Genomic DNA, 25,143 nt, shown 5'->3' on the forward strand with positions numbered 1-25,143 from the left:
GGGGTCCTCCTCAGGGACGTGGGGGTCCCCCGCGTGAGCGAAGCCGAGCGGGGGGAGGTTCCGGAGCCGGTCCGGCAGCGGCCGACAGGGCTCCGGGAAGCGTACGGAAGGCACCGGTCAGGGCGGTGAGTGCAGGGCCGATGCGCCAGGCGGCGCGGTCGCGCGGGCCGACGGCGTTGGAGATCGTACGGACCTCCAGCACCGGCACACCGTGCGCGGCGGCCGCCTCGGCGACCCCGAAGCCCTCCATCGCCTCGGCCAGCACACCCGGGTGACGCTCCGCCAGCTCGGCGGCACGGGCCGCGCTGCCGGTGACCGTGGAGACGGTCACGACGGTGCCGGCCGCCGCACCCGCCGCCGCGGCGACGGCCTGCACCAGCGCCGGGTCGGGGAGGTGCGCCACCGTCCCGAAGCCGAGTTCGGTGACCGGGGTGAAGCCGTCGGGTGTCTCGGCGCCCAGGTCGGCCGCGACGATCGCGTCCGCGACCACCACGGAGCCCAGGGACGCGCCGGATGGCGATCCTTCAGATCGAGTACCCGGGCCCGGGGAGAAACCGCCGCCGATACCGGCCGAGACGACCAGGTCGTACGGCGCTCCGGCGAGCGTGGCGGCGGTCAGCGCGGTGGCCGTCCCGGCGGCCGCGGCGGCCGGGCCGACGCCGGCGGCGAGTACATCGCACGCCACCGGCACACCTGCCGCGCGCCGCAGCGTGTACCCGCCGGGCAGCGCCACCTCGTCGCAGGGCCCCGCCGCGGCAGCCACCGCGTCGCGCTCGGCGGCCACCGCCGTGACGACCAGGACCCTCATCGGACGGCCCTCCCGCCTCAGATGTCTCAGTCCTTCTGCTTCAGGGTGAAGTGCCACAGGGTCTTGGGACCGTTGCCGCCGCTCAGCTCGGCGACCTGGAGGGTGACGTCCTTGGAGTAGGAGGTCTGGCCGGTCTGCGGGTTCTGCTGCATGAAGAGGGTGTCCGCGTCGAAGCTGCGGTACGTCTGCTTGCTGGGCTCACGCATGACGGGGCCGGCCCCGATGACGATCCAGCCGGACTTGGCGACCTCCGGGTCGACGCCGACGCGCACCTTCTCACCGGGGTGGACGGTGATCGTCTTGCCGCCCTTCTTGGTGATGCAGGCGGTGACGTCCTTCTTGGAGAGGACCTTGCCATCGCCGTCGCAGCCGGGGGTGGCCTCGGCCTGCACCGTCGTCGAACCGACGGTCACGGTCGCGAGCGATGTCGGTTTCTCGCAGGCGGAGAGGGTGATGAGACCCAGGGACACGGCACCGATGGCGGCAGCGGCACGGCGGCCCTTGCCCCAGGAGATCAACGCAGCGGTCATACGGGCAGGCTATCTGGCGCGCCGACTCACGCCACGCCCGGGTACGGCGTGCCGCGTTGCCCGTCGACGCTCAGGCCACCCGGGGGCTCGGCGTACCGCCCCGCCGGGCCGCGCTGAGCAGTCCGCGTACGGCCAGCACCACGCCCAGCGCCACCAGTCCCGCGGCCACCGCCATCCCCACCGTGCCGACCAACGGCAGCGAGATCCCGATCGCGCCGCCCACCACCCACGACATCTGGAGCGCCGTCTCGGACCGGGCGAACGCGGAGGTGCGCACCTCCTCCGGCACATCGCGCTGGATCATCGCGTCCAGCGACAGCTTCGCCAGTGCCTGGCACAGCCCCGCGACGGCCGCCGCCGCGGGCACCACGACCACGGCCACCACCGGGTAGAAGACCGCCGCGAGCACCGTCGCGCACAGCGCCAGCCCCAGCATCGCCGCGATGATCGGCTCAGGCCCGCGGGCCTTCAGCCAGGCGCCCACCGCCGTCCCCAGCGCATTGCCGGTCCCGGCCGCCACCACCACCAGCCCCAGCGAGGCCGCCTCGCCCAGCCCGCCCAGCGGATGCTCGCGCAGCAGGAAGGCCAGGAAGAACGTCAGGAAGCCGGAGAGCGCCCGCAGACAGGCATTGGCCTGAAGGCCGTGCAGCACCGACGGGCCGACCGTACGCAGCCCCGGCTTCCGCCCGGCGCCCGCCGAGCGCGTGGAGGCCTCCCGGGACGCCAGCCGGGCCCGGCGCTCACCCTTCGCCGAGTCGACCTTGTGCGGCAGCGAGAACGACAGGACCGTACCGGCGGCGAACACCACACACGCCCCGTACAGCGGCCAGCTCGGTCCGAGCATGTGCAGCCCGGCACCCATCGGCGCCGCGACCCCGGTCGCCAGCAGCCCCGCGAGCGTCACCCGCGAATTGGCCTTGACCAGCGAAATCCGCGGTGGCAGCAGCCGCGGCACCACCGCGCTGCGGACCACCCCGTACGCCTTCGACGCCACCAGCACACCCAGCGCCGCCGGATACAGCTGTAGCCCGCCGGTCGCCACCGCGCCCGACATCGTCAGCGCCAGCAGTGCCCGCGCCAGCATCGCGCCCGCCATCGCCGCCCGGCGGCCGTGCGGCACCCGGTCCAGCAGCGGCCCGATCACCGGCGCGAGCAGGGCGAACGGCGCCATCGTCACCGCCAGATACAGCGCCACCCGGCCCCGCGCCTCATCCGTCGGCACCGAGAAGAACACCGTCGAGGCCAGCGCGATGGTGATCATCACGTCACCGGCGGAGTTCACCGCATGCAGCTCGATCAGCTTGCCCAGGCCCGACTCGCCCGCACCGTGCGCATGCGTGGCGCGCCGCACGCCCCGCGCCGCACCGGTGAACGGTCTGCGCAGCGCACGGCCGACCGCCCGGCCCGCCCGGCGGGCCCGGCGGGCCCGGTTGTCCCCATACCCGCCTCGCGTCGAGGCGCGCGACACCTGCGATGACTTCCGTGCGGTCCTGGACACCTTCGACACCTTCGACGCCCTTGCGGCAGCCACCCGGTCATAGTGCCCCAACTCGCCCAGGAGAGGGCACTTTCTTCACGCTGGCGCGCGAGGTGTACCCGCGCGCAGTCGCTGCCGCTGACATTTGCCCTCCCACCGAGGGGTCGTACACCGTTGAAGGGGTAGCGTGTGTAGCGCGCCACCGGCGGTCGTTCTTGGCCGCGTGCCTCCTCGCGATCCCGCAGAATGGGACGTAAGAGGTGCGCTCGACCGAAACGACCGGGCGCGGACGTCGACGCGGTCCCCTGGTCCGCTCCGCCCGCCCCGGTACCGCCGGTCGTCCGGACAGGACAAGGACAGCTACGGCTGGCGCACTCGTGAGACGGCGTAGAAGAGAGAATCGATTCTTGTGAGTGCTGCGATGCGAAGCCGTACCCCGGACCGCCTGTGCGCCGAGGCGGTCGACCTTGCCCGGGAGGCGGCGGAGGAAGCCGCGCTGCCCGGCACGGTCGGCGAGCACATCGATGCGGTGGCCGACGGAGACCGCGTCGTCACCCACCTCTTCGCCTGCAACGAAACCGGCTACCGCGGCTGGCGCTGGGCCGTGACGGTCGCCAGGGCCTCCCGCGCCAAGCTCGTCACGCTCGACGAGACGGTCCTGCTGCCCGGCCCCGACGCGCTGCTCGCACCGGAGTGGGTGCCCTGGAGCGAGCGGCTGCGCCCCGGCGACATGGGCCCCGGCGACCTGCTGCCCACCGAGGCCGACGACCTGCGCCTGGAGCCCGGCTTCACCGGTGAGGACGCCCCGCCGCCGAACTCCCCGGTCGCCGAGGGCATGGCCGCCGACGTGGCCGATTCCGAGGAGGCGGACGTCGTCCCGGGCTCGCCCGCGATCCAGCCCGCCCCCGAGCGCGGCAGCATCGCGGCGGTCGCCGAGGAGCTGGGCATGCGCCGCGCCCGGGTCCTGTCCCGCTACGGCCTGCACACCGCCGCCGACCGCTGGGAAGAGGCCTACGGGGCCAAGACCCCCATGGCCCTGGCGGCCCCCGCCACCTGCGTGTCCTGCGGCTTCCTCACCCCGCTCCCCGGCTCCCTGGGCCAGGCCTTCGGCGTCTGCGCCAATGAGTTCGCCCCGGCGGACGGGCGCGTGGTGTCCCTCGCATACGGGTGCGGTGCGCACTCCGAGGCCGCCGTCATGCCGAAGCCGCCGCGGCCGGCCGCGCCGGTGGTCGACGAGACGGTGGTCGAGCCGTTGTCGCTGCGTCCGGAGCGGGATGGAGGGTCGGTCGAGGAGGCCGGGCCGGCCGAGGAGCTCGGCCACAGCTAGGCGCGCCGGCGCGCTGGGCCCCGGCCCCACGTGCTTTTCTGCGGCGCCGTTTCGCGTCTCGTCTTTCGCCTCCGGCGGGGGGTGGGGTGGGTGGTGTTCGGGCGGGGCCGCGTGTCGCCTCCGGCGGGGGTGGTGGGTGTTCGGGCGGGGGCCGCTCGCTGTGCGTGGTGGTGCCGGTGGCGGGCCTCCGGGTCCTGTGTTGTGGACTGCTTCGCTTTACGTCCACAACACAGGACCCTCCGGCCCGCCACCTCCCGCCCGGTGGGGCGGCCGCCGCCCGGTGGGGGATGTTCTGAAAGAACCGGAAGCTCGGCCGCGTCGTGGCGTAGCTGAGGCTTGTGGCCTTTGGTTTTCTCCTGCTGTTCCACCGGGGTGGGGCCCACCCCGGAGGCCCCGGACCCGGCACCCACCACATACCGGGGCCCCACCCCGAACACCCCCTTCCGCCGAAGGCGGGGAAATCGACCGCCGAAGGCGGGAAACAGGCACGGCGGGGCACCCGCAGACGTGGGGCGATACCGTCGGCCCACCGACACACGCTTAGGGAGACGGACAGTGACAGCTACGTCGTGGGTGCGAGGCGCAGCCGGAGACCCGTTCGGGACGGCCCGACTGCGGCGTGGCGTGCTGGATGCCTGGGCCACCTCGCCGGCCCGGTTCCGGGAGGATGCCAACGCCGAGGAGGACCTCGCGCTCGGCGGCTACCGCGACCGGCTCGCCGTGGAGCTGGCGCAGAACGCGGCGGACGCGGCGGCTCGGGCCGGCGTCACCGGCAGGCTGCGGCTGACCCTGCATGCGGCCAATGGCGACGCGCCCGCCGTACTCGTCGCCTCCAACACCGGCGCCCCGCTGGACGCCACTGGCGTCGAGTCGCTGTCGACGCTGCGTGCCTCCGCGAAGCGTGAGGCCAGCGTGTCGGCCGGTGCGGTCGGCCGGTTCGGTGTGGGCTTCGCCGCGGTGCTGTCCGTGAGCGACGAGCCGGCGCTGGTGGGCCGTACCGGCGGGGTGCGCTGGTCGCTGGCCGAGGCACGGGGGATGTCGGAGGAGGTCGCGGCGCACAGCCCCGGCCTGGGCGGCGAGTTGCGCCGGCGCGACGGGCATGTGCCGCTGCTGCGGCTGCCGCTGCCCGCGGAGGGCACGGCGCCCGAGGGCTATGACACCGCCGTCGTGCTGCCGCTGCGGGACATCGCGGCGCAGGATCTCGCCGAGCGGCTGCTGCACGGGATCGACGCGGCGCTGCTGCTGACCCTGCCGGGGCTGTCCGAGGTCGTGGTCGAGACCCCGGAACACGTACGGGAATTGCGGCGGAGCCAGGACGGCCCCTACGTACGGATCGAGGACAGCGAGCGCGGTGCCACCCGGTGGCGGGTGGCGAGCGACGGTGGTCCGCTGGACCCGGCGCTGCTGGCGGACCGGCCCGTCGAGGAGCGGTTGCGGCCGGCCTGGTCGGTGACCTGGGCGGTGCCGGTGGACGACGAGGGCGCACCGGCGCGTCCGGGGACGGCGGCGGTGGTCCATGCGCCGACGCCGACGGACGAGCCGCTGGGGCTGCCCGCACTGCTGATCGCCTCGTTCCCGCTGGAGCCGACCCGCCGGCATGTCGCACCGGGCCCGCTGACCGACTTCCTGGTGGACCGGGCGGCCGCGACCTACGCGGGGCTGCTGGGCGACTGGCAGCCGGTGTCGGTCGGCACCCTCGACCTGGTGCCGGGGCCGCTGGGCAAGGGCGGTCTGGACGGTGAGCTGCGCCGGCAGGTGCTGGAACTGCTGCCGCGGGTGCGTTTCCTGCCGAGCGCGGGCGCGCCCGGAGGCCGGCCGGCCGAGCCCGAGGTGCCGGCGGCGGGCGAGTGGGACGAGGACGACAGCGGTGTGGACCGCTTCGTGCTGCGTCCGGTGGATGCCGAGCTGGTGGAGGGCGCGGGCGCGGCGACAGTCGGGGTGCTGGCCGAGCTCTTCCCGAGCCTGCTGCCGGCCGGTCTCGAACGCCGGCCCGAGCTGCGGGCGTTGGGCGTGGCCCGGGTGCCGCTCGGGGAGATGGTCGACCGGCTGGCCGGCGTCGAACGGTCGCCCGGCTGGTGGTGGCGGCTCTATGACGCGCTGGCCGGCACCGACCCGGACCGGCTCAGCGGGCTGCCGGTGCCGCTGGCGGGCACGGCGGGCCAGGGGCCCGGCGGGGGCGGTGGCGTACGGACCACGATCGGGCCACGGCAGGTGCTGCTGCCGTTGCCCGGCGGCGTCGACGAGGACGCCGAGGCCCGGCACCGTACGCTCGCCCGGCTCGGACTGAAGGTCGCCCACCCCGACGCGGTGCACCCGCTGCTGGAGAAGCTGGGCGCCACCCCGGCCCAGCCTCGCGCCGTACTGACCACGCCCCAGGTACGCGCGGCCGTGGCGAACTCCCTGGACGCGGACGAGGACGCCTACGACGTCTTCGCCGACGAGACCGACGGCGGGGCGGGGGCTCCGCTGGGCGCCGAGGAACTGGCGGAGACGGTGCTCGGCCTGGTCCGGGACGCCAACCTCGCGCCGGGGGACGAGCCCTGGCTCGGAGCGCTCGCGCTGCCCGACGAGGACGGCGAGCTGGCGCCCGCGGGCGAGCTGGTGTACCCGGGCAGCGCCTTCGAGCGGGTCATCCGGGAGGGTGAACTCGCGGCCTGCGAAGCGGAGTTGGCCGAGCGCTGGGGCGAGCAGCCGCTGACGTCCGTGGGCGTCATGGCCGACTTCGCGCTCGTCCGGGCCACCGATGTCGTCCTCGACCCGGACGAAATGGAGCCGCGGGACGGGGACTTCGCCGAACCCGACGACGTCGGCCTGCTGGACGCGGTGGACGTCTGGTGCGAGGACATCCTCGACGCGCTGCCGGACACCCCCGTACCGCCGGTGGTGACCGAACTGGTGGCGGTACGCGACCTCGACCTGGTCGACGACGACGCCTGGCCCGAGGTGCTGGCCATGCTCTCCCGCCCGCCCCTGCGCGACGCCCTGACCGCACCGGTGCGGGTGCTGCTCCCCGACGGCACCACCGAATCCGTCCGCCCGTACACCGCCTGGTGGCTGCGCGGGCACCCGGTGCTCGACGGCCGCCGTCCCGCCGGTCTGCGCTCGGCGGGCGGCGATCCGCTGCTGGCCGGGCTGTACGAGTCCGCGGACGCGGGCGAGGTCGATGCGCAGGTGCTGCGGGCGCTCGGCGTCCGCACGTCCGTCGCCGCGCTCCTGGACGAGCCGGGCGGCGCGGCGGAGCTGCTGACCCGCCTCGCCGACCCCGAGCTGCCCGTCGGCGCCGCACAACTGCACGCGATCTACAGCTTGCTGGCGGACCTCGACCCCGATCAGGTGACCCTTCCCGACGAGCTGCGGACCGTGCTCGACCGAGGGGTCCGGGTCGTCGACGCGGCGGAGACGGTGGTCGCCGACGCCCCGGACCTGGTGCCGCTGGCCGCCGGCCTCGCCCTGCTGCCGGTGCGCCCCGCCCGCGCCGCCGAGCTGGCGGAACTGCTCCAGGTACGGCGCCTGAGCGAGGTGCTCAACGCCGAGGTCCGCTCCGAGGGCGTACGCCACGAGGTGCCGGACGCCGTACGGGCACTGCTCGGCGCCGCCACCCCCGAGGCGTACCTGGAGCACGAGGAACTCCTCGTCGGCGACGGCCCCGACGACACCGCGGAACTGGACTGGCGCCGCACACCGGACGGCACGCTCCACGCCGCCACCCTGGAGGGCGTGGCAGCAGCCCTGGCCTGGGCAGCAGGCCAGTGGCCCCGCCGCTTCGAGGTCGCCGCCCTCCTGGAGGACCCGGAACGGGGCGAGGAGCTGGCGCGGGCGCGGTGGTTCGACTGACGGAGGACGGCCATGGGTCCGGGCCCTGCCGCGTTGCGGCGGGGGCCGGTGCCCGCCGGTCGAGCCGCGGAGCGGCATGACCGGTTCTCAGGGCGTGTACGCGGAGTGCTGGACGGCGGAGGCCCAGAGCAGATCCCGCACGCGGACGCATGCGGCGACCGTCTCGGGATCATCGGTCACTTCGGACCCGAGGACCCTCCCCGTGTCGTCGAAGTGCCCCACGGCCAGGAGCTTGTCATCGAAGAGCCACCAGTCATTGCCCTCTACAGGCAAGACCAGATCCTCGTGCAGCTTGTGGCGCGGTAGCCAGCGGATGGACTCGCCGGCCTCTACGTTGACGTGGGCCGTCGCGTACTCCCACTGGATGTAGGAGCTATGGGGCTCGGTGACGACCCGCACTCGGCGCACGGTCTTCCCGGAGCCGGTGACGCGCTTCATGAGCTGTGTCCACGGCACCATGAACGAGTTGGCGACGCTCCCTCGGAGCCAACTCTCGTACGGGCCCTCTTCTGCTGGGACTGAGTAGTCGTCCCTCAGTTCCAGGTGGAAGGCGTCGTGCGCGAAGCTCTCAAAGAGCTGGTTGCGCTCGGCGCTGGAGATCAGCTCCACGTGGTTCCTCCAGTAGGGCGATGATCGTGGACCATGAGCCGTGGTGTCCTGCGCGGTGACTCAGCCTGCGAACTCTCCGCTCTTGACGGCGGTGAGGAAGGATGACCAGTCCTCCGCACGGAAGGCCAGCGCGGGACCGGTCGGGTTCTTGGAGTCGCGTACCGGGACAGCGCCGGGCATTCCATCGGCGACCTCGATGCACGCGGCGCCCTCGCCGTTGCTGTAGCTGGACTTGCGCCAGCCGACCAGACCAGATGCGTCAGGAATCTTCTTCATCTTCGTAGTCTCTCAGGTAACTGCGGATCAAATCGAGAGATCCGCTCTCCGGTAATGCCATAGAGCGAGCAATATCAAAGCGCTGGGTGAGCTGGAGGACGCGTCGCGGCGACTCTACCGATTCACCTGAAGCGAAGCTCTCGGCGTATCCGGTCGTCGTGCCGTTCCTGAGGGTGAGCAGGGTCAAACTCCCCGCCAGCAGCGGATGTTCTCCCTCCCTGAAGGGCAGAATCTGAATCGACGTGTGCGGTAACCGAGCCATCGTGAGGATGTGGTGAATCTGCCCAGTCATGCACTTTGCACCCCCAACTGGGCGCCTTAGTCCGGCTTCGTCCATGATTGCCCAGTAGAAGGGTGGTTCTGCCTTGTCGAATACGCGCTTGCGGCGCATTCGTGCTGCGGCCAGTTCGTTTACTCGTTCTTCGTGCTCGCCGGGCAGTGATTTCCGAATCAGGGCATGGGCGTAATCGTCGGTTTGCAGGAGTCCGGGAATCAGGCTGCTCTCGAATACCTGAATGCGAGCGGCCTTGGCTTCTCCATGAAGTACCGCACGCCCGTAGTCCGGAATCGACAAATCCTGCGCCATGGACAGTAACTCGACGAAGAGTCCGTCCGTGGCGAAGTGCGCGTCCAGGGCCTCGGCCAGCGCTTCCGAGGGCAACTGCTCCCCGCGCTCCACCCGGCTGAGGTACGTATGCGGGTAACCGACCTTGTCGGCGAGGGCTCGTTGGGAAAGGCCCGCGGTCTCCCGCAGGCGGCGTAAGCGCCGGCCCAGTACCGAGCGCGGAGTGGCCCTGTCGTCGTCCTCGTTGTTCAGCTCCATTGCTCGAACACACCTTCAACTCGCTGTCCACGGGCGGACTTTGGTGACACGTACGGCGTGCACTCAGCGTATTCCGTCAGCAATGCTGAGTGAGGACGAAAAGCCCCCGCGACCGCTGCCACGGTCCGGGGGTGTGGCCATCAGCCCTGTGGAGGTCGACGACATGAATCACGCTATCGGGGATCTTTCCGGCGTGACGGAGGAACACCACGGCCCCGTACGGCTGCTGCCCTGGTCGGGTCCCGACGGCAAGCCCTGTTATCTCGTGGGGGAGGGCGGCGGGTACGTCTCCCGGGTCGCTGACGAGATCGAGGGCGTCCAGCTCGGCATGGCGGACGGCATTCTCGGTCACGCGGAGGACATGCTCGGCGGCCGTCAGGTCACCAGTCGCGAGCTGAGGTTCCTCGCCCGGGGGTTGGCCGATGCGCTGCGGGATGTGCGGCGCGTCGCGGAGAGCCGGGGGGCTCGGTTGGCCGCGTCGGGGGCGTGAACGCGACGTGCACCGCGGGGGCGTGAACGCGACGCGCACCGCGGGGGTCAGTTCGAGCGGAATCTCTTGACGAGGCTCCAGATGACGACGATGGCGGAGAGGGCGAGGAGGGGCCACACCCACCAGTCGAGGGTGCCGTCGCCGGTGCCGCCGTAGTGGCCGGTGTGGTGGTGGTAGTGACGGTGCGAGCTCGCCAGCACCCGGTACGCCAGGTCCCCGTGGGATGTCATGGGGCAGGAGCGTAGTACGGCAACAGTGCCCGGGGTATCGGCCGGGCAGGTTCTCTTCGGCCGCTCAGTGCCGCCGTGGAGCGGGGGAGCGGGGGAGCGCGGGTGTCTCCTCAGCCCGGTGGCGCACGATGCGCGCCGCGGCCGGCGCTCACCTGGAGTGCAGCCGCCGCTTCACGAATACCCAGGCGACCCCGAGCACGACGCCGACCGGGATCATCCACCACGCGCCGGCGAACGAGACGCCGGAGGAGTGGGAGTCGTAGTGGCCGCCGTAGTGGCTGGAGCGGTGATGCGAGCGGGCCAGCAGCTCGAATGCGCGGGCTCCCGAGTGGAATGTCATGGGCACGGACTCTAGGGGAGGCGGGGTGGGCGTCGCGATGCCGGGGCGTAGGTGGTGGACGGGAGGCGGACGTCAGGCCGGGAACCGCCGTCCCACCCATCGCCAGGTGACCTCCAGCAGCACCGCCGCCACCACCGCGATGGCGACGGCCGCCCACGGCATCGTCGTTCCGACCAGGCGCAGGTCGAAGAACGTCTGTAGCCAGGGGGTGGCGAGGACCGCGAGGAAGGCGAGGCCCATCGCCAGGACCAGGGCGATCCGCCACCAGGTGTAGGGGCGGGCGATGATCGCCAGGACCCACATCGCGGCGAGGAAGAGCGTCAGGGTGGCCGCGCTGGTCTCGGCGGGCAGGGCGCCCGGGCCGGTGTAGTAGCCGCGGGCAAGCAGGTAGGTGGTGAAGGCGGCGAGGCCCGTGATCAGGCCGGACGGCACGGCGTAGCGCATCACCCGGCGGACGAAGTGCGGTTCGGCGCGCTCCTTGTTGGGGGCCAGGGCGAGGAAGAACGCGGGGATGCCGATGGTCAGGGTGGAGAGCAGGGTCAGGTGCCGCGGCAGGTACGGGTAGGGGATCTGGCAGCAGGCCACCAGGATCGCCAGCAGGACGGAGTAGACGGTCTTGGTGAGGAAGAGGGTGGCGACACGGGTGATGTTGCCGATGACCCGGCGGCCCTCGGCGACGACCGAGGGGAGTGTGGCGAAGCTGTTGTTGAGCAGGACGATCTGGGCGACGGCGCGGGTCGCCTCGGAGCCGGAGCCCATGGCGACGCCGATGTCGGCGTCCTTGAGGGCGAGTACGTCATTGACGCCGTCACCGGTCATCGCGACGGTGTGGCCACGGGACTGGAGGGCCGCGACCATCTCCCGCTTCTGCTGCGGGGTGACCCGGCCGAAGACCGCGGCCTCTTCGGACATCGCCGCCATCGCGTCCCGGTCGCCGGGCAGTTCGCGCGCGTCCACCGGGTCGTCCGCGCCCGGCAGCCCCAGCTTGCCGGCCACCGCGCCGACCGACACCGCGTTGTCGCCGGAGATCACCTTGGCCCGGACGCCCTGTTCCGCGAAGTAGCGCAGGGTGTCGGGGGCATCCGGGCGCAGCCGCTGCTCCAGGACGACCAGCGCGGTGGGCCGCAGGCTCCGTATGACCTCGGGGTCGTCCAGCTCCCGTGCGGCGCGGGCCAGCAGCAGGACGCGCAGGCCCTGGGCGTTGAGGCCGTCGATCTCGGAGAGGCGGTGGTCGCCGGGCGGCAGCAGGACGTCCGGGGCGCCGAGCAGCCAGGTGGTGCTCTCGCCGTCCGGGCCGTTGAGGGCGGCGCCGCTGTATTTGCGGGCGGAGGAGAACGGCAGCGCCCGGGTGCAGCGCCAGGCGTCGTCCGCCGGATACGCGTCGATGATCGCCTGGAGGGAGGCATTGGGCCGCGGATCGCACCCGCCGAGCGCGCCCAGCACCTCCTTGACGTACGCCTCGTCGCCGTCGAGGGCGCGCAGACCGTTGACGTCCATCCCGCCCTCGGTGAGGGTGCCGGTCTTGTCCAGGCACACCACATCGACGCGGGCCAGCCCCTCGATGGCGGGCAGCTCCTGGACCAGGCACTGCCGGCGGCCGAGCCGGATGACACCGATCGCGAAGGCGACGGAGGTGAGCAGCACCAGGCCCTCGGGGATCATCGGCACGATGCCGGCGACCATCCGGCGGATCGCCTCGTCGCCCGGCAGCCCGAGGGTGAGCAGATGGCTGAGGATGAGGCCGATCGCGGTCGGGATCATCATCCAGGTCACGTACTTGAGGATCCGGCTGATGCCGCTCCGCAGCTCGGAGTGGACCAGGGTGAAGCGGCTGGCCTCCTCGGCGAGCTGGGCCGCGTACGCCTGCCGGCCGACCTTGGTCGCGGTGAAGGCGCCGCTGCCCGCGACGACGAAGCTGCCGGACATCATCCGGTCACCGGGCTTCTTGAGGACCGGATCGGCCTCGCCGGTCAGCAGCGACTCGTCGACCTCCAGGCCGTCGCTCTCCAGCACCTCGCCATCGACGATGATCTTGTCGCCGGGCCCGAGTTCGAGGACATCACCGAGGACCACGTCGGAGGCGGGGATCTCGGCGGCGGCCCCGTCGCGCCGGACCAGGGGCCGCGACTCGCCGATGACCGCCAGCGCGTCCAGCGTCTTCTTGGCGCGCAGCTCCTGGACGATGCCGATGCCGGTGTTGGCGACGATGACGAAGCCGAACAGGCCGTCCTGGATCGGGCCGACGATCAGGATGATCACGAAGAGCACGCCGATGATGGCGTTGAAGCGGGTGAGGACGTTGGCGCGGACGATCTCCGTGGCCGAGCGGGAGGACCGTACGGGGACGTCGTTGACCTCGCCACGGGTGACGCGCTCCGCGACCTCGGCGGCGGTCAGCCCGGGGTTGACCGGTTCCTGAGCGGTCCGTCCGGCCGGCTCGCCGCCCGGTCCGGAGTGCTCGGCTTCGGCCCTCGCCCGCTCCGTCATGCCCCCGACGTTACGGGCGGAATGCGCACTTCACCCGCTGGGTGGGCGGGTGGTGGGCGGTATGCCTCAGAGCTGGTCGGCGGGCTGGTCGCTCGCCGCGGCGCGCTTGATCGCGGCTTCCCGGGCCCGTACGTACCAGATGCCCACCAGCCCGAGGCCGCCGCCGGCCAGGCAGGTCCACACCCACCAGGTGTGGCCGTGATCGGCGAACCAGCCGTAGAAGGGGAGCTGACCGAGGAAGAGCACGAACCAGATGACGGTGCCGCCGATGATCGTGCCGACGACGGGGCCCTCGAGAGGCGCCGGGGCCTCGCGCAGTTCGGACTTCTTCCACATAGGGGTCAGCTTACGGGGAGGGTGTGCGGGAGCTGCGGGCGGCGGTGGGCAGGGGGACAGGCAAGCGGCCGTCGGGGGCCGGAGAGGGCGGGGCGGGCGGTGTGGGCCGTACGCCACAAGGGTCTACGCGCGGAGATAGCGATCAACGCATTGTTTATTCATACTGAACCTTTCTGGATACGGCTGGTTTGGCTCGTCTTTTCATCCAACCTGATCCAGTTGTTTCTGTTTATGTTCGTGTTCCGGGCCCTCGGGCCCCCGCGCCTGCCCAGGCCTGTCCGACTGAGGTCCCCGCATGCCCCCCTCGGCCACCCCGCCGGTCGACACCCTCAAGAACCCGGGTCCGAAGCCTCCCAAGAACGGTTTCGACCGCTTCTTCAAGATCTCCGAGCGGGGGTCGACAGTCGGCCGCGAACTCCGCGGCGGTCTGGCGACCTTCTTCGCGATGGCCTACATCATCGTGCTGAACCCGATCATCCTCGGTGCCGGTGTCGATAAATTCGGCCACCACCTCGACAACGCCCAGCTGGTCACCGCCACCGCACTGATGGCCGGTCTGAGCACGGTGCTGATGGGCCTCATCGGCAATGTCCCGATCGCGATCGCCGCGGGCCTGGGCATCAACGCCGTGGTCTCCCTGCAACTCGCGCCCAAGATGAGCTGGCCGGACGCGATGGGCATGGTCGTGCTCGCCGGTCTGGTGCTGATGCTCCTGGTCGCCTCGGGTCTGCGGCAGCGGGTGATGGACGCGATCCCCAACGGGCTGCGGCGGGCCATCGCCATCGGCATCGGCCTGTTCATCTCGCTGATCGGCCTGGTCGACGCCGGCTTCGTGACGCGTAACCCGGACGCCGCGCACACCACCGTCCCGATGAGCCTGGGCCAGGGCGGACAGCTCAAGGGCTGGCCGGTGCTGGTCTTCGTGCTCGGCCTGGTGCTGATGTTCGTGCTGATCGTGCGGAAGGTCAGAGGCGCGATCCTGATCGGCATGGTCACCATGGCCGTGGTCGCCATCGGCATCAACGCCCTCGTCCAGATCCCGGACGCGTCCTGGGGCCTGGCGGTGCCGAACGTCCCGGACAAGATCGTCGACACCCCGGACTTCGGTCTGATCGGTCAGATCAGTCTCTTCGGCGGCTTCAAGGAAGTCGGCGTGCTGACCGGCTGCCTGTTCGTCTTCACCGTGCTGCTCTCCGGCTTCTTCGACGCGATGGGCACCATCATCGGCGTCGGCGAGGAGGCCGGGCTGCTGAACAACGAGACCGGCCAGCTGCCGAACATGGGCCGGATCCTCATGGTCGACGGCATCGCGGTCGCGGGCGGCGGCTTCGGCTCCGCCTCCGCCAACACCTGCTTCGTGGAATCCACGGCGGGTGTCGGCGAGGGTGCCCGTACCGGTCTCGCCAACCTGATGACCGGTGGCCTCTTCCTGCTCGCGCTGATCTTCACGCCGCTGGCGACCGTCGTCCCCTCGCAGGCCGCGACGCCCGCGCTGGTGGTCGTCGGCTTCCTGATCATGGCCTCGAACGTGCGGGACATCGACTGGGGCGACCCCACCATCGGCATCCCCGCGTTCCTGACGATGGTCTCGATGCCGTTCACCTACAGCATCACCAACGGCATCGGGATCGGCGTCCTGGCCTTCATCCTGCTGCGCTCGGCGACCGGCAGGGTCAAGGAGATCCCCTGGCTGCTGAACGCGGTCGGCTTCTGCTTCCTGGTCTACTTCCTGCTCGACCCGATCGAGCAGGCGCTCGGGGTCAAGTAACGGGCCAGCGCACCCCCAGCTTCTCCGTCTCGTCGAGAGACGACTGGAAGCGCTCGTCGAAGTCCTCGCGGATGAGCGTCCGGACCACATAGTCCTGGACGCTCATTCCGCGTTTTGCGGCGTGCTGCCGAATGCGCTCCAGCAGCTCCCCGTCCACGCGCAGGCTGAGCACTTGCGATCCCATACGGACACGGTCGCGTCCGTGCGCGGTCAGGCGCGTCACTTTCGACGGCGTCCTCACTCGTATGGGTGAACCCCGACGGGCGACACCCCTTGGCTTTCCTTAGAAAGGGTAATGAGTTATGCTAAAGACCATGCCGGAACTGTCCCGCCCCCTGCCTGACGGCCGGGAGGTGCCCCCAGACGACGCAGCAGCGGTGAACGCTCTGCGGTCCGCCGTGATGCGCCTGTCGCGCCGCCTCAAGCACCAGCGGGTCGACGAATCGCTGAGCCCCACCGAGATGTCGGTGCTCGGCACCCTCGCCCGGTGCGGCCATGCCACCCCCGGCGAGCTGGCCCGCAAGGAGCATGTGCAGCCGCCGTCGATGACGCGCATCGTGGCCATGCTGGAGGCCAAGGGGCTGGTCCGGCTCGAACCGCACCCCGACGACCGCCGCCAGAAGGTCGTCACGCAGACCGAACAGGCCGAGGCGATGCTCGAGGAGAGCCGCCGCAAGCGCAACGCCTGGCTCGCCGAGCTGGCCTCCGGGCTGGACGAGGACGAGTGGGCGAAGGTGCGGGCCGCCGCGCCCGTGCTGGAGAAACTCGCACAGTTGTAGAACCCGAGGCCGAGGAGGCGAACCCACTTTGAGTACGGGATCCGGAGCACACTCCGCCCCCGCACCGAACTCCCAAGAAGACACGGTTTCCGACGACGCGACCGCGACCACTCCGGGCACCGCCCCGGGTGTCGCCGCAGGCTCCGCCGCCACACCGCGCAAGGGCACGTTCAGCTCCCTACGCATACGCAACTACCGCCTCTTCGCCACCGGCCAGGTGGTGTCCAACACGGGCACCTGGATGCAGCGCATCGCCCAGGACTGGCTGGTGCTCAGCCTCACCGGCTCCTCCGGCGCGGTCGGCATCACCACCGCGCTCCAGTTCCTGCCGATGCTGCTCTTCGGGCTCTACGGCGGCGTCATCGCCGACCGCTTCGGCAAACGCAAGCTGCTCCTGTTCACCCAGTCCGCCATGGGCCTGACCGGCCTCGCCCTCGCCGTGCTCACGCTGAGCGGCCATGTGCAGGTCTGGCACGTCTACCTGGTCGCTTTCGTCCTCGGCCTGGTCACCGTCCTCGACAACCCGTCCCGGCAGGCCTTCGTCTCCGAAATGGTCGGCCAGGACGAGCTGCGCAACGCCGTCAGCCTCAACTCCGCCAACTTCCAGTCCGCACGGCTGATCGGGCCCGCCGTCGCCGGTGTCCTGATCACCGCCTTCGGCAGCGGCTGGGCCTTCCTGCTCAACGGACTCTCCTTCATCGCCCCGGTCGCCGGCCTGCTGATGATGCGGACCGCCGAGCTCCACAAGGTCGACCGGGTCCCGCGCAGCAAGGGCCAGCTGCGGGAGGGACTGCGGTACGTGTCCGGGCGCCCCGACCTGATCTGGCCCATCGTGCTGGTCGGCTTCATCGGGACCTTCGGCTTCAACTTCCCGATCTGGCTGACCGCGTTCGTCTACCACGTCTACCACCAGGGCGCGGGCACGTACTCCCTGTTCAACGGGCTGATGGCAGCCGGTTCGCTGATCGGCGCGCTGCTTGCGGCCCGCCGCGCCACCTCCCGGCTGCGGCTGCTGGTGGGCGCGGCGATCCTCTTCGGCGCCCTGGAGATCGCGGCCGCGCTCGCCCCGTCGTTCTGGATCTTCGCGGCGCTGCTCGCCCCGATCGGCATGGTCGGCCTGACGATCAACGTCACCGCCAATTCGAGCATCCAGATGGCCACCGATCCGCTCATGCGCGGCCGGGTGATGAGCCTGTTCATGATGGTCTTCGTGGGCGGCACCCCGCTCGGCGCGCCGGTTGTCGGCTGGATCACGGACGCCTTCGGCGCCCGGATCGGCTTCCTGGCCGGCGGCGTGGTCTCCATGGTCTCCGCGGCCGTCATCGGTCTGATCCTCGCCAGGGTGGGCGGTCTGCGCCTCAAGATCGACCTGCGCCGCGGCCATCAGCACGTCGCCTTCGTGCCCCGGGTCCCCGAAACGGCTCCGTCCGTGGAGAAGGACCTGGCGCCGGCGGCGTAGGCGTAACAGGGCGGGCTCCGGCGGCGTAGGCGCAAGGGGGCGGGCTCCGGCGGCGCGGACATGGGCGTGGCGATGCGAACGCCGGGGTCCGCCTGGCCCCATGAACCCTGCGCCACACTGACCGCATGAGACTCTTCGCCGCCGTCCTGCCCCCCGCTCCCGCGCTCGAGGAACTGGCCGCCGAGGTGGCGCAGTTGAAGAAGCTCCCGGCCGCCGACCGGCTGCGGTGGACCGGCCGGGACAGCTGGCACTACACCCTTGCCTTCTACGGCGAAGTGCCCGACGAGCTCGTCCCCGAACTGCACGAACGCCTGGCCCGCGCCGCCCGGCGCCGCGACCCCTACGCGCTGCGGATCGCCGGCGGCGGCCGGTTCTCGGACCGGGTGGTGTGGGCCGGGGCGGACGGCGACCGCCCCGCCATGCGCATGCTCGCCGACGCGGCCTCGGCAGCGGGCCGCCGGACCGGCATCTCCATGGACGAGCAGCACCGCCCGTACACCCCGCACCTCACCCTCGCCAGGAACCGCGTCCCCGACCTGGACCTCCGCCCGTATGCGAGCGCCCTCAAGGACTTCGCCGGTGTCTCCTGGACGGTCGATGCGCTCTCGCTGGTGTGCAGCCATCCCCCGGTCGCCGGGGAGGCGGGCAAGCAGCCCCGGTACGAAACGGTGGGGTCCTGGCCGCTGGGGCACTGAGGGCGGCGGCCCGTGGCCGTGTGCCCCCGCGCCGTGTGCCCCCGGGCCGCGGGCCGTGTGCATCCGGGCCCCGGGCCCCGTACCCCGGGCCGCTGAAGCGTTCGGGTCCGCCCCGGTTACGCTCAGAGGGTGGACCCCAAAACCCGTAACCGGATCATGTCCGGCCTGCTCGCCGTACTGCTCGTCGTCGTGGTCGTGGCGGCGGCGCTGCGCTGAGAGCTGCCGCGGCCGGTGCCAGTGCCGGGCGCCCCGAAGCCGGCCGCCGGGCGCCCGGTCCGCTCACCAGGCGAAGGCCTCCGGGCTCGGGCCGGGGCCGGGCCGTCATCCACGCCGAGCCGCTCCGGGGGATGACCGTCGCGCAACTCATGTCCGCCGAAGGCCATAACGGGATGTGGCAGCACCCCGTCGGACGGGTTCAGATTCTGATCCCGATGGACTTCAAGCAGCGTGTACGCAACATGGCGCCGGTCCACCCCCGCGAAGAAGGGGAGGCGCATGTCCCGCCGTCCTTTTCCGGACTAGGCATGTGAGGGCTCTCGCGACGCGGCCCTGGCCGAGCTCGGCAGACAAAGCAGTTGTCCTCCGCGCGGTTTCCATGAACGATCCGGGTGTGACCACGTTGTTTCTATCAGTCGGCCTGCCGGGGGCCGGAAAGACCACAAGGGCTCGGCAGCTGGCCAAGGAGCACAACGCGCTTCGGCTGACGCCTGATGAGTGGATGATTCCTCTGTTCGGTGAGCCGGAAGCGGACGGGAAGCGCGATGTCCTGGAAGGACGGCTGCTCTCGCTTGCCCTGGAGGCGCTGAGGCTTGGTACGAACGTGGTCCTGGATTTCGGATGCTGGTCGCGCGACGAGAGGTCCGCGATCCGCTGGTTGGTGGAGTCTGTAGGCGCGTCCTGCATCCTCGTGTACGTGCCGGTGGACCATGAGACCCAATGCGCTCGGATCGCCCATCGCCAGTCGACCACTTCGGATCAGACCTTCCCGATGAGCGAGGCGGACCTCTTGCACTGGAGGACACTGTTCCAGGAGCCCAACGCCGCGGAACTCGGCGGGCATGAAATCGGCAGTCCGCCTCCTGGTTGGCCGGGCTGGCCCGAGTGGGCCGCCGATCGGTGGCCGTCTTTCACGTGACTGTCCGGCCCCACCCTGGTCCGGCCCCGCCCGGGAGCCTGGTCGACTGGCTACTCCCATGCTGAGATGCCTCCGCGCTCGCCGGCAGCCACTGCTCGGCCTGAGCGCCCTTTCGGACCACGCGCACGAGCTGGTCGCCCCAGTCCACATCGACTCCCTTCATGCCGAGGAGTTCTGAGGCCCGGGCGCCGTTGCTGATGGCGAGCGCGACGATCGCCCGGTCTCGGTTGGAGCGCAGCGCGGCGAACAACTGGTTCCACCGCTCGTCCGACATTTGCCGGGGCCGGCGCCGCGGAACCCTCGGGTTGTAGCGAAGCCGCCCCTCGCCCCGATACGGATCGAGAGGGTTGTGGTGGGCGTGAGGCCGTCGGCGCTCGGAGCGTGCCAGCGGCACCGGATTGACCAGGGGGCCGCCGCCCGCCTCGGGGGCATACCCCCTTCCCTCATCGCCAAGGCTGGCCCGTGACGCGGCCGGCGAATGGCTGTGCGCCCGCGCGAGCGGCTGGCCGGCTGCGCTACCAGCGGGCCCGCGAGATCACGGCGAGGCACAGGCAGCCGGCATACGTCGGTCACCGCCGCGACCGACAGGGCACATTGCGTGATCAGAGGCGAGCGTCCGGACGTCTTGCATGGAGTGGACTCGAAGGGGTTCGCTGGGCGTCCATGGAATACACGCAGCTGGGACGTACCGGGCTCAAGGTCAGTCGCATCGTGCTCGGCACGATGAACTTCGGGCCTCAGACGGATGAAGCCACCAGCCACACCATCATGGATGCGGCGCTCGATGCGGGGCTGAATTTCGTTGACACTGCAAATGTGTACGGGTGGGGCGAGAACAAGGGGTGCACCGAGGAGATCGTCGGTACCTGGTTCGCCAAGGGCGGCGGGCGTCGTGACAAGACGGTCCTGGCCACCAAGGTCTACGGGAACATGGGCGCCGACGGACCGGCCTGGCCCAACCATGACCGGCTCAGTGCCGTGAACATCCGCCGCGCCGCGGACGCTTCCCTCAAGCGGCTCCAGAGCGACTACATCGACGTCTACCAGTTCCATCACATCGACCGGTCGACGCCGTTCGAGGAGATCTGGCAGGCGGTCGACGTCCTGATCCAACAAGGGAAGATCCTGTACGCCGGTTCCTCGAACTTCCCCGGCTACAAGATCGCCCAGGCCAACGAGATTGCGAAGACACACGGCCGGGTCGGGCTCGTCAGCGAGCAGTGCCTCTACAACCTCGCCGAGCGCCGCGCCGAGATGGAGGTCATCCCGGCCGCGCAGGACTACGGGCTCGGGGTCATCCCCTGGTCGCCGCTGCACGGCGGGCTGCTGGGCGGGGTCATCAAGAAGGAGGCCACAGAGGGGCGTCGGGCGAGCGGACGGGCCGCCGACGCCCTCAAGGACGCCCGCACGCGCGAGCAGATCCAGGCGTACGAGATCCTGCTCGACAAGCACGGCATCGAACCGGGCGAGGCCGCCCTGGCCTGGCTGCTCACCCGTCCCGGCGTGACAGGACCGATCGTCGGCCCGCGTACGCAGGAGCAGCTTGACTCGGCGCTGCGCGCCCTTGACCTGGACCTGGGCGCGGAGCTTCTTGCGGCTCTCGACGAGATCTTCCCGGGGCCGGGACCATCCCCCGAAGCGTTCGCATGGTGAAGTAACAATCTGCATGTGGACCGCTGCCTCCTGCTCTGCGTGCAGGGCGAGTTGGGGGTGGCGGTCGGCGCTCTCCGTGTGCCGCATGCGCGCTGGCGGCACGCTGCGATGCAGTCCGGCGTCAAAATTGCTGGTTGGCGGTGTCGAAGAAGTTGATGCCCGCATGGTGCGCGGCGTCCATGATGGTGTGGCTTTCGGCCTCATCCGTCTGAGGCCCGAAGTTCATCGTTCCGAGGACGAGTCGGCTGACCTTGAGTCCGGTGCGTCCGAGCTGCATGTACTTCATGGTGGTCCAGCCAACGCCTTCGAGCGCCCTCGAAGCAAGGACCCCGCGGGATGGCGCAGTTCGGCTCGTCGTGGTTCCCGGCGAGGGGCGTGCGCTCGGCGGGGTGGGGGCTCGTCCTGCGGAGCGCGCCCCGCCGACCGTCAGGCGGTGGAGGCTCCTGCCGCGGAGGCGTCGGCCGTGCGTCGGCGTCCGGCCGTGGCGAAGAGCAGCAGCGCGGCCGGTGCGCAGCAGGCCGCCGCCACCGGCAGCGCGCCGGGTCCGTACGAGGCGAGCAGCCGGCCGCCGAGCGCCCCGCCCAGGGAAGCGCCGACGTACACCGCGCTACTGGTGAGCGCGAGTGCCTGTGGCCCGTGTTCGGGGCCGGCCAGCGCCAGCACCCGGGTCTGTACGGCGGGTGACACCGCCCAGGCCGCTGCCGCCCAGATGACCAGCAGCGGGACGACGAGCGCGAGCGCAGCGGGCCGTAGCGCCCCGCAGAGGGCGAGCCCGGCGGTCGCCGCGGCGAAGACCACCGCGGCCGTCGTGAAGGCGGCCTCGGCGCCCCAGCGGTCCACCAGCGTGCCGCCCACCCGTGCGCCCGCGATGCCCGCGACGCCGGTGAGTACCAGCAGCAGGCCGAGCGTGGCGGGGGTGACGCCGGAGAGGTCGTGCAGAAAGGGGGCGAGGTAGGTCTGGAGCAACAGGTTGCCCAGTACGGCGACGGCCGCGGCGAGCAGCGTGGATTCCTGGCGGCGCCATCTGGAGCCCGGGAACCTCGGCGCGACCCGGCTCATCCATGAGATCGAGGGGCTGGCGGCGGCCGGCCGGCTCGGCGGCCGGGTCCCGAAGTTCCTCGCGGACCGCGCCGAATTCGTCGCCGGGGCCCTCGTCGCCCGCGGTCTCGCCCCCGACGCGGCGCGGGTGCACGCCACCTTCCTCAACAGCGCCTACGCGGGCCTCCAGACCGACTTCCTGGTCACCGGCGACCGCGCGCGCACGGAAGCGGCGCTGGCGGATCTGTGCGCCCTGGCCGACTCATGGACGCAGTCCTAGGGGGTGCCTCCCCTAGGGGCACCCTCCGCGGCACACGCCCCGGAACCGTCAGCGGGACGACAGCACCCCGGACGGCGCCCCGTACGGCGCCCCCACCCCCCACGCCTGGTGCATCGCCCCGGCGAACGCCCCCGCCAGCAGCCGCTCCCCCCACTCCGACGGATGCGTTCCGTCATACGTGGCGCGGTCGGTCTCCCAGCCGTCCGGCTCGGAGGCGAGCAGCAACGGCGAGCCGGGGGTGGAGAGATCGGCAACGGCCTTGGCCAGCAGCTCGTTGAAGCGCGCGCATTCCGCGCCGAACGCGGTGTCCACCGCCGCCCGGACATTGGGTATCACCGGCATCAGCACGGCCCGTATGTGCGGCGCCGCCTCCCGCGCCTGTGCCACGAACTCCCGCACGTTCCCGGCGGTCTGCTCGGCGTTCGTGTAGAAGCCGAGGTCGATCAGGCCGAGCGAGACGAGCAGGGTGTCGGCGTCGTGGCGGCGCACCATGTCACCGATCAGCGGCGCCATGTGCAGCCAGCCCTCGCCCCAGCCGGCGAGATGGCGGCGGGCCTCGTCGGGGAAGCCGGGATCGGCGTAGGCGGACGAGGTGGGGGCGCCCTCGGCGGGGTCATGGAGCGTGTGGCGCGGTCCGACGATGCGGTACGGGCCGTCGAACGTCGCGTTCAGGTGCTGCCACATCCGGTAGCGCCACGTGAAATCGCCGGTGCTCCCAATGGTCATCGAGTCACCGACGAACATGATCCTCATCCGGCCATGATGTCCGAGAACCCCTACTGCTCGGTACGTGACGCTGGACACGCCCCGGCCCGCAGTGCGGTGACGGGGGCGTTGCTGTGGTGCGGGCGAAGGTGACGAGGCGGCGGACGCCCCCGCGCCGCGTCCCGGGATGGCAGTCTGTGCCCATGCGTTCGCTTCTGTGCGCGGCCGGTGCCGCGGGAATCCTGTGGTCGGCGGCCGTGGTGCCCGCCGCCGCCGACGAGCCCGACGGCTTCACCATCAGCGATCCCCGGATCACCGAGTCCAGCGGTCTGGCCGCCAGCCGGAAGCACCCCGGCATCTACTGGACCCACAACGACAGCGACGACGGCCCGTACGTCTACGCCGTCGACGGCAGGTCCGGCCGTACGGTCGCCAGGATCACGCTGCGCGGCATCGGCACACCGCGCGATGTCGAGGCGATCTCGATCGGCCCGGACGGCAATGTCTACGCCGGCGACATCGGCGACAACCTCGGCGGCACGTGGAACCACGTCTGGATCTACCGCTTCCCGGAGCCGAAGAAGCTGCGCGACGCCACCGTCACGGCGACCCAGTTCGACGTGAAGTACGCGGACGGGCCGCGGGACGCCGAGGCGCTGATGGTGCACCCCAGGACCGGCCGGGTCTATATCGCCAGCAAGAAGCAGAACGGCGGTGGCGCCCTCTACGAGGGCCCGCAGCGGCTCACCACCGCCGGTGCCAACGTCTTCCGCAAGGTCGCGCCGATCGATCTGTGGGCGACCGACGGTGCGTTCTCCCCCGACGGCACCCGTCTGGTGATGCGCAGCTACTTCGGCGCCCGGATCTACCGCTGGCAGGACGGCCGCCCGAAGGACCTCGGCAGCGTGGGCGTACCGGTCCAACAGCAGGGCGAATCGGTCTCCTTCGCCCCCGACGGCCGCACCCTGATGTACGGCTCGGAGGGCAGCGACAGCGAGGTCAAACCGGTCGGCCTGAGCGACGAGCAGCTTCCGGACACGGCGAAGGACGACCCGGCGAACGGCGACGGCGCCAACGGCCAGGGCGAAAAGGGGAGTTCGGGGACGGATCTGGACCCCAGCTTCATCAAGGGGGCGATGGTCCTCGCCGTTGCCACGGCGCTGATCGTCGGGCTGCGGAGGCTGTTGCGGCGGCGGTAGGGCGCGTCCGCCGGCCGCTGGGGCCTGTCCGGCGGCGCTGGGGCCTGTCCGGCGGGTCAGGGTCGTGAGGGCCGCGGGAGGCCGACCGGCCGCCGACCGGGAGGCTAGGCCCCGAGCCCCGTACCCTCCGCCGGCCGCTTCCCGTCCGCGTCGCCCTCGGTCAGCCGCAGCTCGTAGTGCAGCGTCCGCTCCTTCCTCAGCCGGTGCACCAGCGGCACGAACAGGCCGTGGATCAGGGGGTATTTCCGGGTCAGTGAGCGCTCGGCCCGCCGGTACTCCCTGGTCTGCGGGTCCAGCAGCCGCACCCGTGCCTGCACGGTGGGCCCGGTGGGGCTGCCCCGCCAGGTGGAGGCGCAGATCTCCACGTCGGGGAAGTTCCGCATCCGCTTGGCCTTCCAGGCGCTGCTGTACGTACGGAGGTAGGCGTGGTCGCCGTCGACGGCGATGTTCATCGGCGTGCCCACGCCCGTGCCGTCCCGCTTGTATGTGGTCAGCAAAATCGCCCCTTGCCGCTCGAAGGGGGCGAGGCCGGGGCTCGGGGGATTCGTCATGGCTCCCATACAGGCATATCCGGCCTGTTTCGTCACATCATGGTGCGTCCGTTCGGGCGGTACGGGGGGCGAGGGGGCGAGGGTGGTGCGGGCGGTGCGAGTGGTGGTGAACGTTCCGGAACCGGTCGGCAGGTGGCGAAGCAACGCACAGGCCCCGGCGGTTGTCCGCCGGGGCCTGGGGTGGTGCGGGGTGCCGTCAGACGGTCACAGCTTGCCGATGACGTAGTCGACGCAGGCGGTGAGGGCCTCGATGTCCGTCGGGTCGATGGCCGGGAACATCGCGATGCGCAGCTGGTTGCGGCCGAGCTTGCGGT

General features: G+C 71.3%; 25 protein-coding genes and 1 pseudogene. 11 read left to right on the forward strand and 15 right to left on the reverse strand.

The window, feature by feature from the left end:
• Positions 1 to 10: 10 nt before the first annotated feature.
• The 3 genes from IF67_RS0130840 to IF67_RS0130850 form a co-directional block, all read right to left on the reverse strand.
• Positions 11 to 808 (reverse strand): futalosine hydrolase, encoded by a 798-nt coding sequence (locus IF67_RS0130840; protein ID WP_051818762.1) that lies wholly within the window; start codon positions 806 to 808, stop codon positions 11 to 13.
• Positions 809 to 834: 26 nt separating this feature from the next.
• Positions 835 to 1,338, reverse strand: coding sequence for a hypothetical protein (locus tag IF67_RS0130845; RefSeq protein ID WP_030991234.1), 504 nt, complete (start codon positions 1,336 to 1,338; stop codon positions 835 to 837).
• 70 nt (positions 1,339 to 1,408) lie between these two features.
• Complete coding sequence (locus IF67_RS0130850) at positions 1,409 to 2,806, reverse strand: MFS transporter (protein ID WP_051818765.1); 1,398 nt, start codon at positions 2,804 to 2,806, stop codon at positions 1,409 to 1,411.
• 430 nt (positions 2,807 to 3,236) lie between these two features.
• On the opposite strand from IF67_RS0130850, the gene IF67_RS0130855 reads away from it, so the two are divergent.
• Positions 3,237 to 4,142 (forward strand): DUF3027 domain-containing protein, encoded by a 906-nt coding sequence (locus IF67_RS0130855; protein ID WP_030991239.1) that lies wholly within the window; start codon positions 3,237 to 3,239, stop codon positions 4,140 to 4,142.
• 624 nt (positions 4,143 to 4,766) lie between these two features.
• On the forward strand, positions 4,767 to 7,976 hold the full coding sequence (locus tag IF67_RS0130860) for a sacsin N-terminal ATP-binding-like domain-containing protein (RefSeq protein ID WP_420708729.1): 3,210 nt from the start codon (positions 4,767 to 4,769) through the stop codon (positions 7,974 to 7,976).
• A gap of 87 nt (positions 7,977 to 8,063) precedes the next feature.
• Here IF67_RS0130860 and IF67_RS0130865 read toward each other — a convergent pair whose 3' ends face one another.
• The 3 genes from IF67_RS0130865 to IF67_RS0130875 are packed head-to-tail and all read right to left on the reverse strand — an operon-like array spanning position 8,064 to position 9,684.
• The gene (locus tag IF67_RS0130865) at positions 8,064 to 8,585 is read right to left on the reverse strand and encodes a DUF6879 family protein (protein WP_030991244.1); all 522 of its coding nucleotides are present in this window, start codon (positions 8,583 to 8,585) and stop codon (positions 8,064 to 8,066) included.
• Positions 8,586 to 8,645: 60 nt separating this feature from the next.
• Complete coding sequence (locus tag IF67_RS0130870; RefSeq protein WP_030991246.1) at positions 8,646 to 8,861, reverse strand: DUF397 domain-containing protein; 216 nt, start codon at positions 8,859 to 8,861, stop codon at positions 8,646 to 8,648.
• Positions 8,845 to 9,684: a helix-turn-helix domain-containing protein gene (locus IF67_RS0130875; protein WP_030991247.1), complete on the reverse strand. Its 840-nt coding sequence runs from the start codon at positions 9,682 to 9,684 to the stop codon at positions 8,845 to 8,847. Before IF67_RS0130875 ends, IF67_RS0130870 begins: the two co-directional genes overlap by 17 nt.
• A gap of 163 nt (positions 9,685 to 9,847) precedes the next feature.
• Here IF67_RS0130875 and IF67_RS0130880 point away from each other — a divergent pair, with 163 nt between their 5' ends.
• The gene (locus tag IF67_RS0130880; RefSeq protein ID WP_051818773.1) at positions 9,848 to 10,174 is read left to right on the forward strand and encodes a hypothetical protein; all 327 of its coding nucleotides are present in this window, start codon (positions 9,848 to 9,850) and stop codon (positions 10,172 to 10,174) included.
• A 47-nt stretch (positions 10,175 to 10,221) separates the two neighbouring features.
• Here IF67_RS0130880 and IF67_RS0130885 read toward each other — a convergent pair whose 3' ends face one another.
• The 4 genes from IF67_RS0130885 to IF67_RS0130900 form a co-directional block, all read right to left on the reverse strand.
• Positions 10,222 to 10,404 (reverse strand): hypothetical protein, encoded by a 183-nt coding sequence (locus tag IF67_RS0130885; RefSeq protein ID WP_030991249.1) that lies wholly within the window; start codon positions 10,402 to 10,404, stop codon positions 10,222 to 10,224.
• Positions 10,405 to 10,552: 148 nt separating this feature from the next.
• Complete coding sequence (locus IF67_RS0130890) at positions 10,553 to 10,744, reverse strand: hypothetical protein (protein WP_030991250.1); 192 nt, start codon at positions 10,742 to 10,744, stop codon at positions 10,553 to 10,555.
• Positions 10,745 to 10,816: 72 nt separating this feature from the next.
• Positions 10,817 to 13,231 carry a cation-translocating P-type ATPase gene (locus tag IF67_RS0130895; protein ID WP_030991251.1) on the reverse strand — a complete coding sequence of 805 codons (2,415 nt, stop codon included), beginning with the start codon at positions 13,229 to 13,231 and terminating at the stop codon, positions 10,817 to 10,819.
• A 66-nt stretch (positions 13,232 to 13,297) separates the two neighbouring features.
• A complete protein-coding gene (locus IF67_RS0130900) occupies positions 13,298 to 13,567 on the reverse strand; it encodes a DUF2530 domain-containing protein (protein ID WP_030991253.1) in 270 nt (89 codons plus the stop codon).
• A gap of 295 nt (positions 13,568 to 13,862) precedes the next feature.
• On the opposite strand from IF67_RS0130900, the gene IF67_RS0130905 reads away from it, so the two are divergent.
• On the forward strand, positions 13,863 to 15,335 hold the full coding sequence (locus IF67_RS0130905; RefSeq protein ID WP_030991254.1) for an NCS2 family permease: 1,473 nt from the start codon (positions 13,863 to 13,865) through the stop codon (positions 15,333 to 15,335).
• On the opposite strand, the gene IF67_RS0130910 is transcribed toward IF67_RS0130905, so the two are convergent.
• Positions 15,328 to 15,519, reverse strand: coding sequence for a ribbon-helix-helix protein, CopG family (locus tag IF67_RS0130910; RefSeq protein ID WP_030991256.1), 192 nt, complete (start codon positions 15,517 to 15,519; stop codon positions 15,328 to 15,330). The two genes, IF67_RS0130905 and IF67_RS0130910, sit on opposite strands and share 8 nt — an antisense overlap.
• Positions 15,520 to 15,649: 130 nt before the next feature.
• Between IF67_RS0130910 and IF67_RS0130915 the strand changes: the two genes are divergently transcribed.
• From IF67_RS0130915 to IF67_RS0130945, 5 genes are all read left to right on the forward strand, one after another.
• A complete protein-coding gene (locus IF67_RS0130915) occupies positions 15,650 to 16,114 on the forward strand; it encodes a MarR family winged helix-turn-helix transcriptional regulator (protein WP_030086370.1) in 465 nt (154 codons plus the stop codon).
• Between the two features lie 28 nt (positions 16,115 to 16,142).
• Positions 16,143 to 17,573: an MFS transporter gene (locus IF67_RS0130920; protein ID WP_030991258.1), complete on the forward strand. Its 1,431-nt coding sequence runs from the start codon at positions 16,143 to 16,145 to the stop codon at positions 17,571 to 17,573.
• A gap of 125 nt (positions 17,574 to 17,698) precedes the next feature.
• Positions 17,699 to 18,268 (forward strand): RNA 2',3'-cyclic phosphodiesterase, encoded by a 570-nt coding sequence (gene thpR / locus IF67_RS0130925; RefSeq protein WP_030991260.1) that lies wholly within the window; start codon positions 17,699 to 17,701, stop codon positions 18,266 to 18,268.
• A 610-nt stretch (positions 18,269 to 18,878) separates the two neighbouring features.
• Complete coding sequence (locus IF67_RS0130935) at positions 18,879 to 19,403, forward strand: AAA family ATPase (RefSeq protein ID WP_030991262.1); 525 nt, start codon at positions 18,879 to 18,881, stop codon at positions 19,401 to 19,403.
• 663 nt (positions 19,404 to 20,066) lie between these two features.
• Positions 20,067 to 21,056: an aldo/keto reductase gene (locus tag IF67_RS0130945; RefSeq protein ID WP_030991265.1), complete on the forward strand. Its 990-nt coding sequence runs from the start codon at positions 20,067 to 20,069 to the stop codon at positions 21,054 to 21,056.
• A 133-nt stretch (positions 21,057 to 21,189) separates the two neighbouring features.
• Here the strand turns inward: IF67_RS0130945 and IF67_RS43280 are convergent.
• Positions 21,190 to 21,342 (reverse strand): annotated as a pseudogene (locus tag IF67_RS43280) (aldo/keto reductase); the annotation flags it as partial.
• A gap of 140 nt (positions 21,343 to 21,482) precedes the next feature.
• Positions 21,483 to 22,115, reverse strand: a complete 633-nt coding sequence (locus IF67_RS0130955) for an MFS transporter (protein ID WP_078889730.1) — start codon at positions 22,113 to 22,115, stop codon at positions 21,483 to 21,485.
• Here IF67_RS0130955 and IF67_RS0130960 point away from each other — a divergent pair.
• Positions 22,027 to 22,374, forward strand: a complete 348-nt coding sequence (locus IF67_RS0130960) for a hypothetical protein (protein WP_234341439.1) — start codon at positions 22,027 to 22,029, stop codon at positions 22,372 to 22,374. The genes IF67_RS0130955 and IF67_RS0130960 overlap by 89 nt on opposite strands.
• Before the next feature lie 48 nt (positions 22,375 to 22,422).
• Here the strand turns inward: IF67_RS0130960 and IF67_RS0130965 are convergent, their stop codons facing one another.
• Complete coding sequence (locus IF67_RS0130965) at positions 22,423 to 23,127, reverse strand: GDSL-type esterase/lipase family protein (RefSeq protein WP_030991269.1); 705 nt, start codon at positions 23,125 to 23,127, stop codon at positions 22,423 to 22,425.
• Positions 23,128 to 23,282: 155 nt separating this feature from the next.
• On the opposite strand from IF67_RS0130965, the gene IF67_RS0130970 reads away from it, so the two are divergent.
• Positions 23,283 to 24,278 (forward strand): membrane protein, encoded by a 996-nt coding sequence (locus tag IF67_RS0130970; RefSeq protein ID WP_030991270.1) that lies wholly within the window; start codon positions 23,283 to 23,285, stop codon positions 24,276 to 24,278.
• Positions 24,279 to 24,382: 104 nt separating this feature from the next.
• Here IF67_RS0130970 and IF67_RS0130975 read toward each other — a convergent pair whose 3' ends face one another.
• Entirely contained in the window at positions 24,383 to 24,829 is a 447-nt protein-coding gene (locus IF67_RS0130975) for a PPOX class F420-dependent oxidoreductase (RefSeq protein ID WP_030991272.1), read from the reverse strand.
• Between the last annotated feature and the right edge of the window lie 314 nt (positions 24,830 to 25,143).

This window comes from Streptomyces sp. NRRL S-1813, from assembly GCF_000719605.1.
GTDB classification, from domain to species: Bacteria; Actinomycetota; Actinomycetes; order Streptomycetales; family Streptomycetaceae; genus Streptomyces; species Streptomyces decoyicus.

Excerpts from the sequence above, each read along its gene's own strand:
- IF67_RS0130875 (WP_030991247.1), bottom strand. The coding sequence starts at position 9,684 with ATGGAGCTGAACAACGAGGACGACGACAGGGCCACTCCGCGCTCGGTA.
- thpR (WP_030991260.1), top strand. The coding sequence starts at position 17,699 with ATGAGACTCTTCGCCGCCGTCCTGCCCCCCGCTCCCGCGCTCGAGGAA.
- IF67_RS0130905 (WP_030991254.1), top strand. The coding sequence starts at position 13,863 with ATGCCCCCCTCGGCCACCCCGCCGGTCGACACCCTCAAGAACCCGGGT.
- IF67_RS0130915 (WP_030086370.1), top strand. The coding sequence starts at position 15,650 with ATGCCGGAACTGTCCCGCCCCCTGCCTGACGGCCGGGAGGTGCCCCCA.
- IF67_RS0130855 (WP_030991239.1), top strand. The coding sequence starts at position 3,237 with ATGCGAAGCCGTACCCCGGACCGCCTGTGCGCCGAGGCGGTCGACCTT.
- IF67_RS0130970 (WP_030991270.1), top strand. The coding sequence starts at position 23,283 with ATGCGTTCGCTTCTGTGCGCGGCCGGTGCCGCGGGAATCCTGTGGTCG.
- IF67_RS0130965 (WP_030991269.1), bottom strand. The coding sequence starts at position 23,127 with ATGAGGATCATGTTCGTCGGTGACTCGATGACCATTGGGAGCACCGGC.
- IF67_RS0130885 (WP_030991249.1), bottom strand. The coding sequence starts at position 10,404 with ATGACATCCCACGGGGACCTGGCGTACCGGGTGCTGGCGAGCTCGCAC.
- IF67_RS0130900 (WP_030991253.1), bottom strand. The coding sequence starts at position 13,567 with ATGTGGAAGAAGTCCGAACTGCGCGAGGCCCCGGCGCCTCTCGAGGGC.
- IF67_RS0130895 (WP_030991251.1), bottom strand. The coding sequence starts at position 13,231 with ATGACGGAGCGGGCGAGGGCCGAAGCCGAGCACTCCGGACCGGGCGGC.
- IF67_RS0130955 (WP_078889730.1), bottom strand. The coding sequence starts at position 22,115 with ATGAGCCGGGTCGCGCCGAGGTTCCCGGGCTCCAGATGGCGCCGCCAG.
- IF67_RS0130840 (WP_051818762.1), bottom strand. The coding sequence starts at position 808 with ATGAGGGTCCTGGTCGTCACGGCGGTGGCCGCCGAGCGCGACGCGGTG.
- IF67_RS0130880 (WP_051818773.1), top strand. The coding sequence starts at position 9,848 with ATGAATCACGCTATCGGGGATCTTTCCGGCGTGACGGAGGAACACCAC.
- IF67_RS0130975 (WP_030991272.1), bottom strand. The coding sequence starts at position 24,829 with ATGACGAATCCCCCGAGCCCCGGCCTCGCCCCCTTCGAGCGGCAAGGG.
- IF67_RS0130945 (WP_030991265.1), top strand. The coding sequence starts at position 20,067 with ATGGAATACACGCAGCTGGGACGTACCGGGCTCAAGGTCAGTCGCATC.
- IF67_RS0130910 (WP_030991256.1), bottom strand. The coding sequence starts at position 15,519 with ATGGGATCGCAAGTGCTCAGCCTGCGCGTGGACGGGGAGCTGCTGGAG.
- IF67_RS0130845 (WP_030991234.1), bottom strand. The coding sequence starts at position 1,338 with ATGACCGCTGCGTTGATCTCCTGGGGCAAGGGCCGCCGTGCCGCTGCC.
- IF67_RS0130890 (WP_030991250.1), bottom strand. The coding sequence starts at position 10,744 with ATGACATTCCACTCGGGAGCCCGCGCATTCGAGCTGCTGGCCCGCTCG.
- IF67_RS0130870 (WP_030991246.1), bottom strand. The coding sequence starts at position 8,861 with ATGAAGAAGATTCCTGACGCATCTGGTCTGGTCGGCTGGCGCAAGTCC.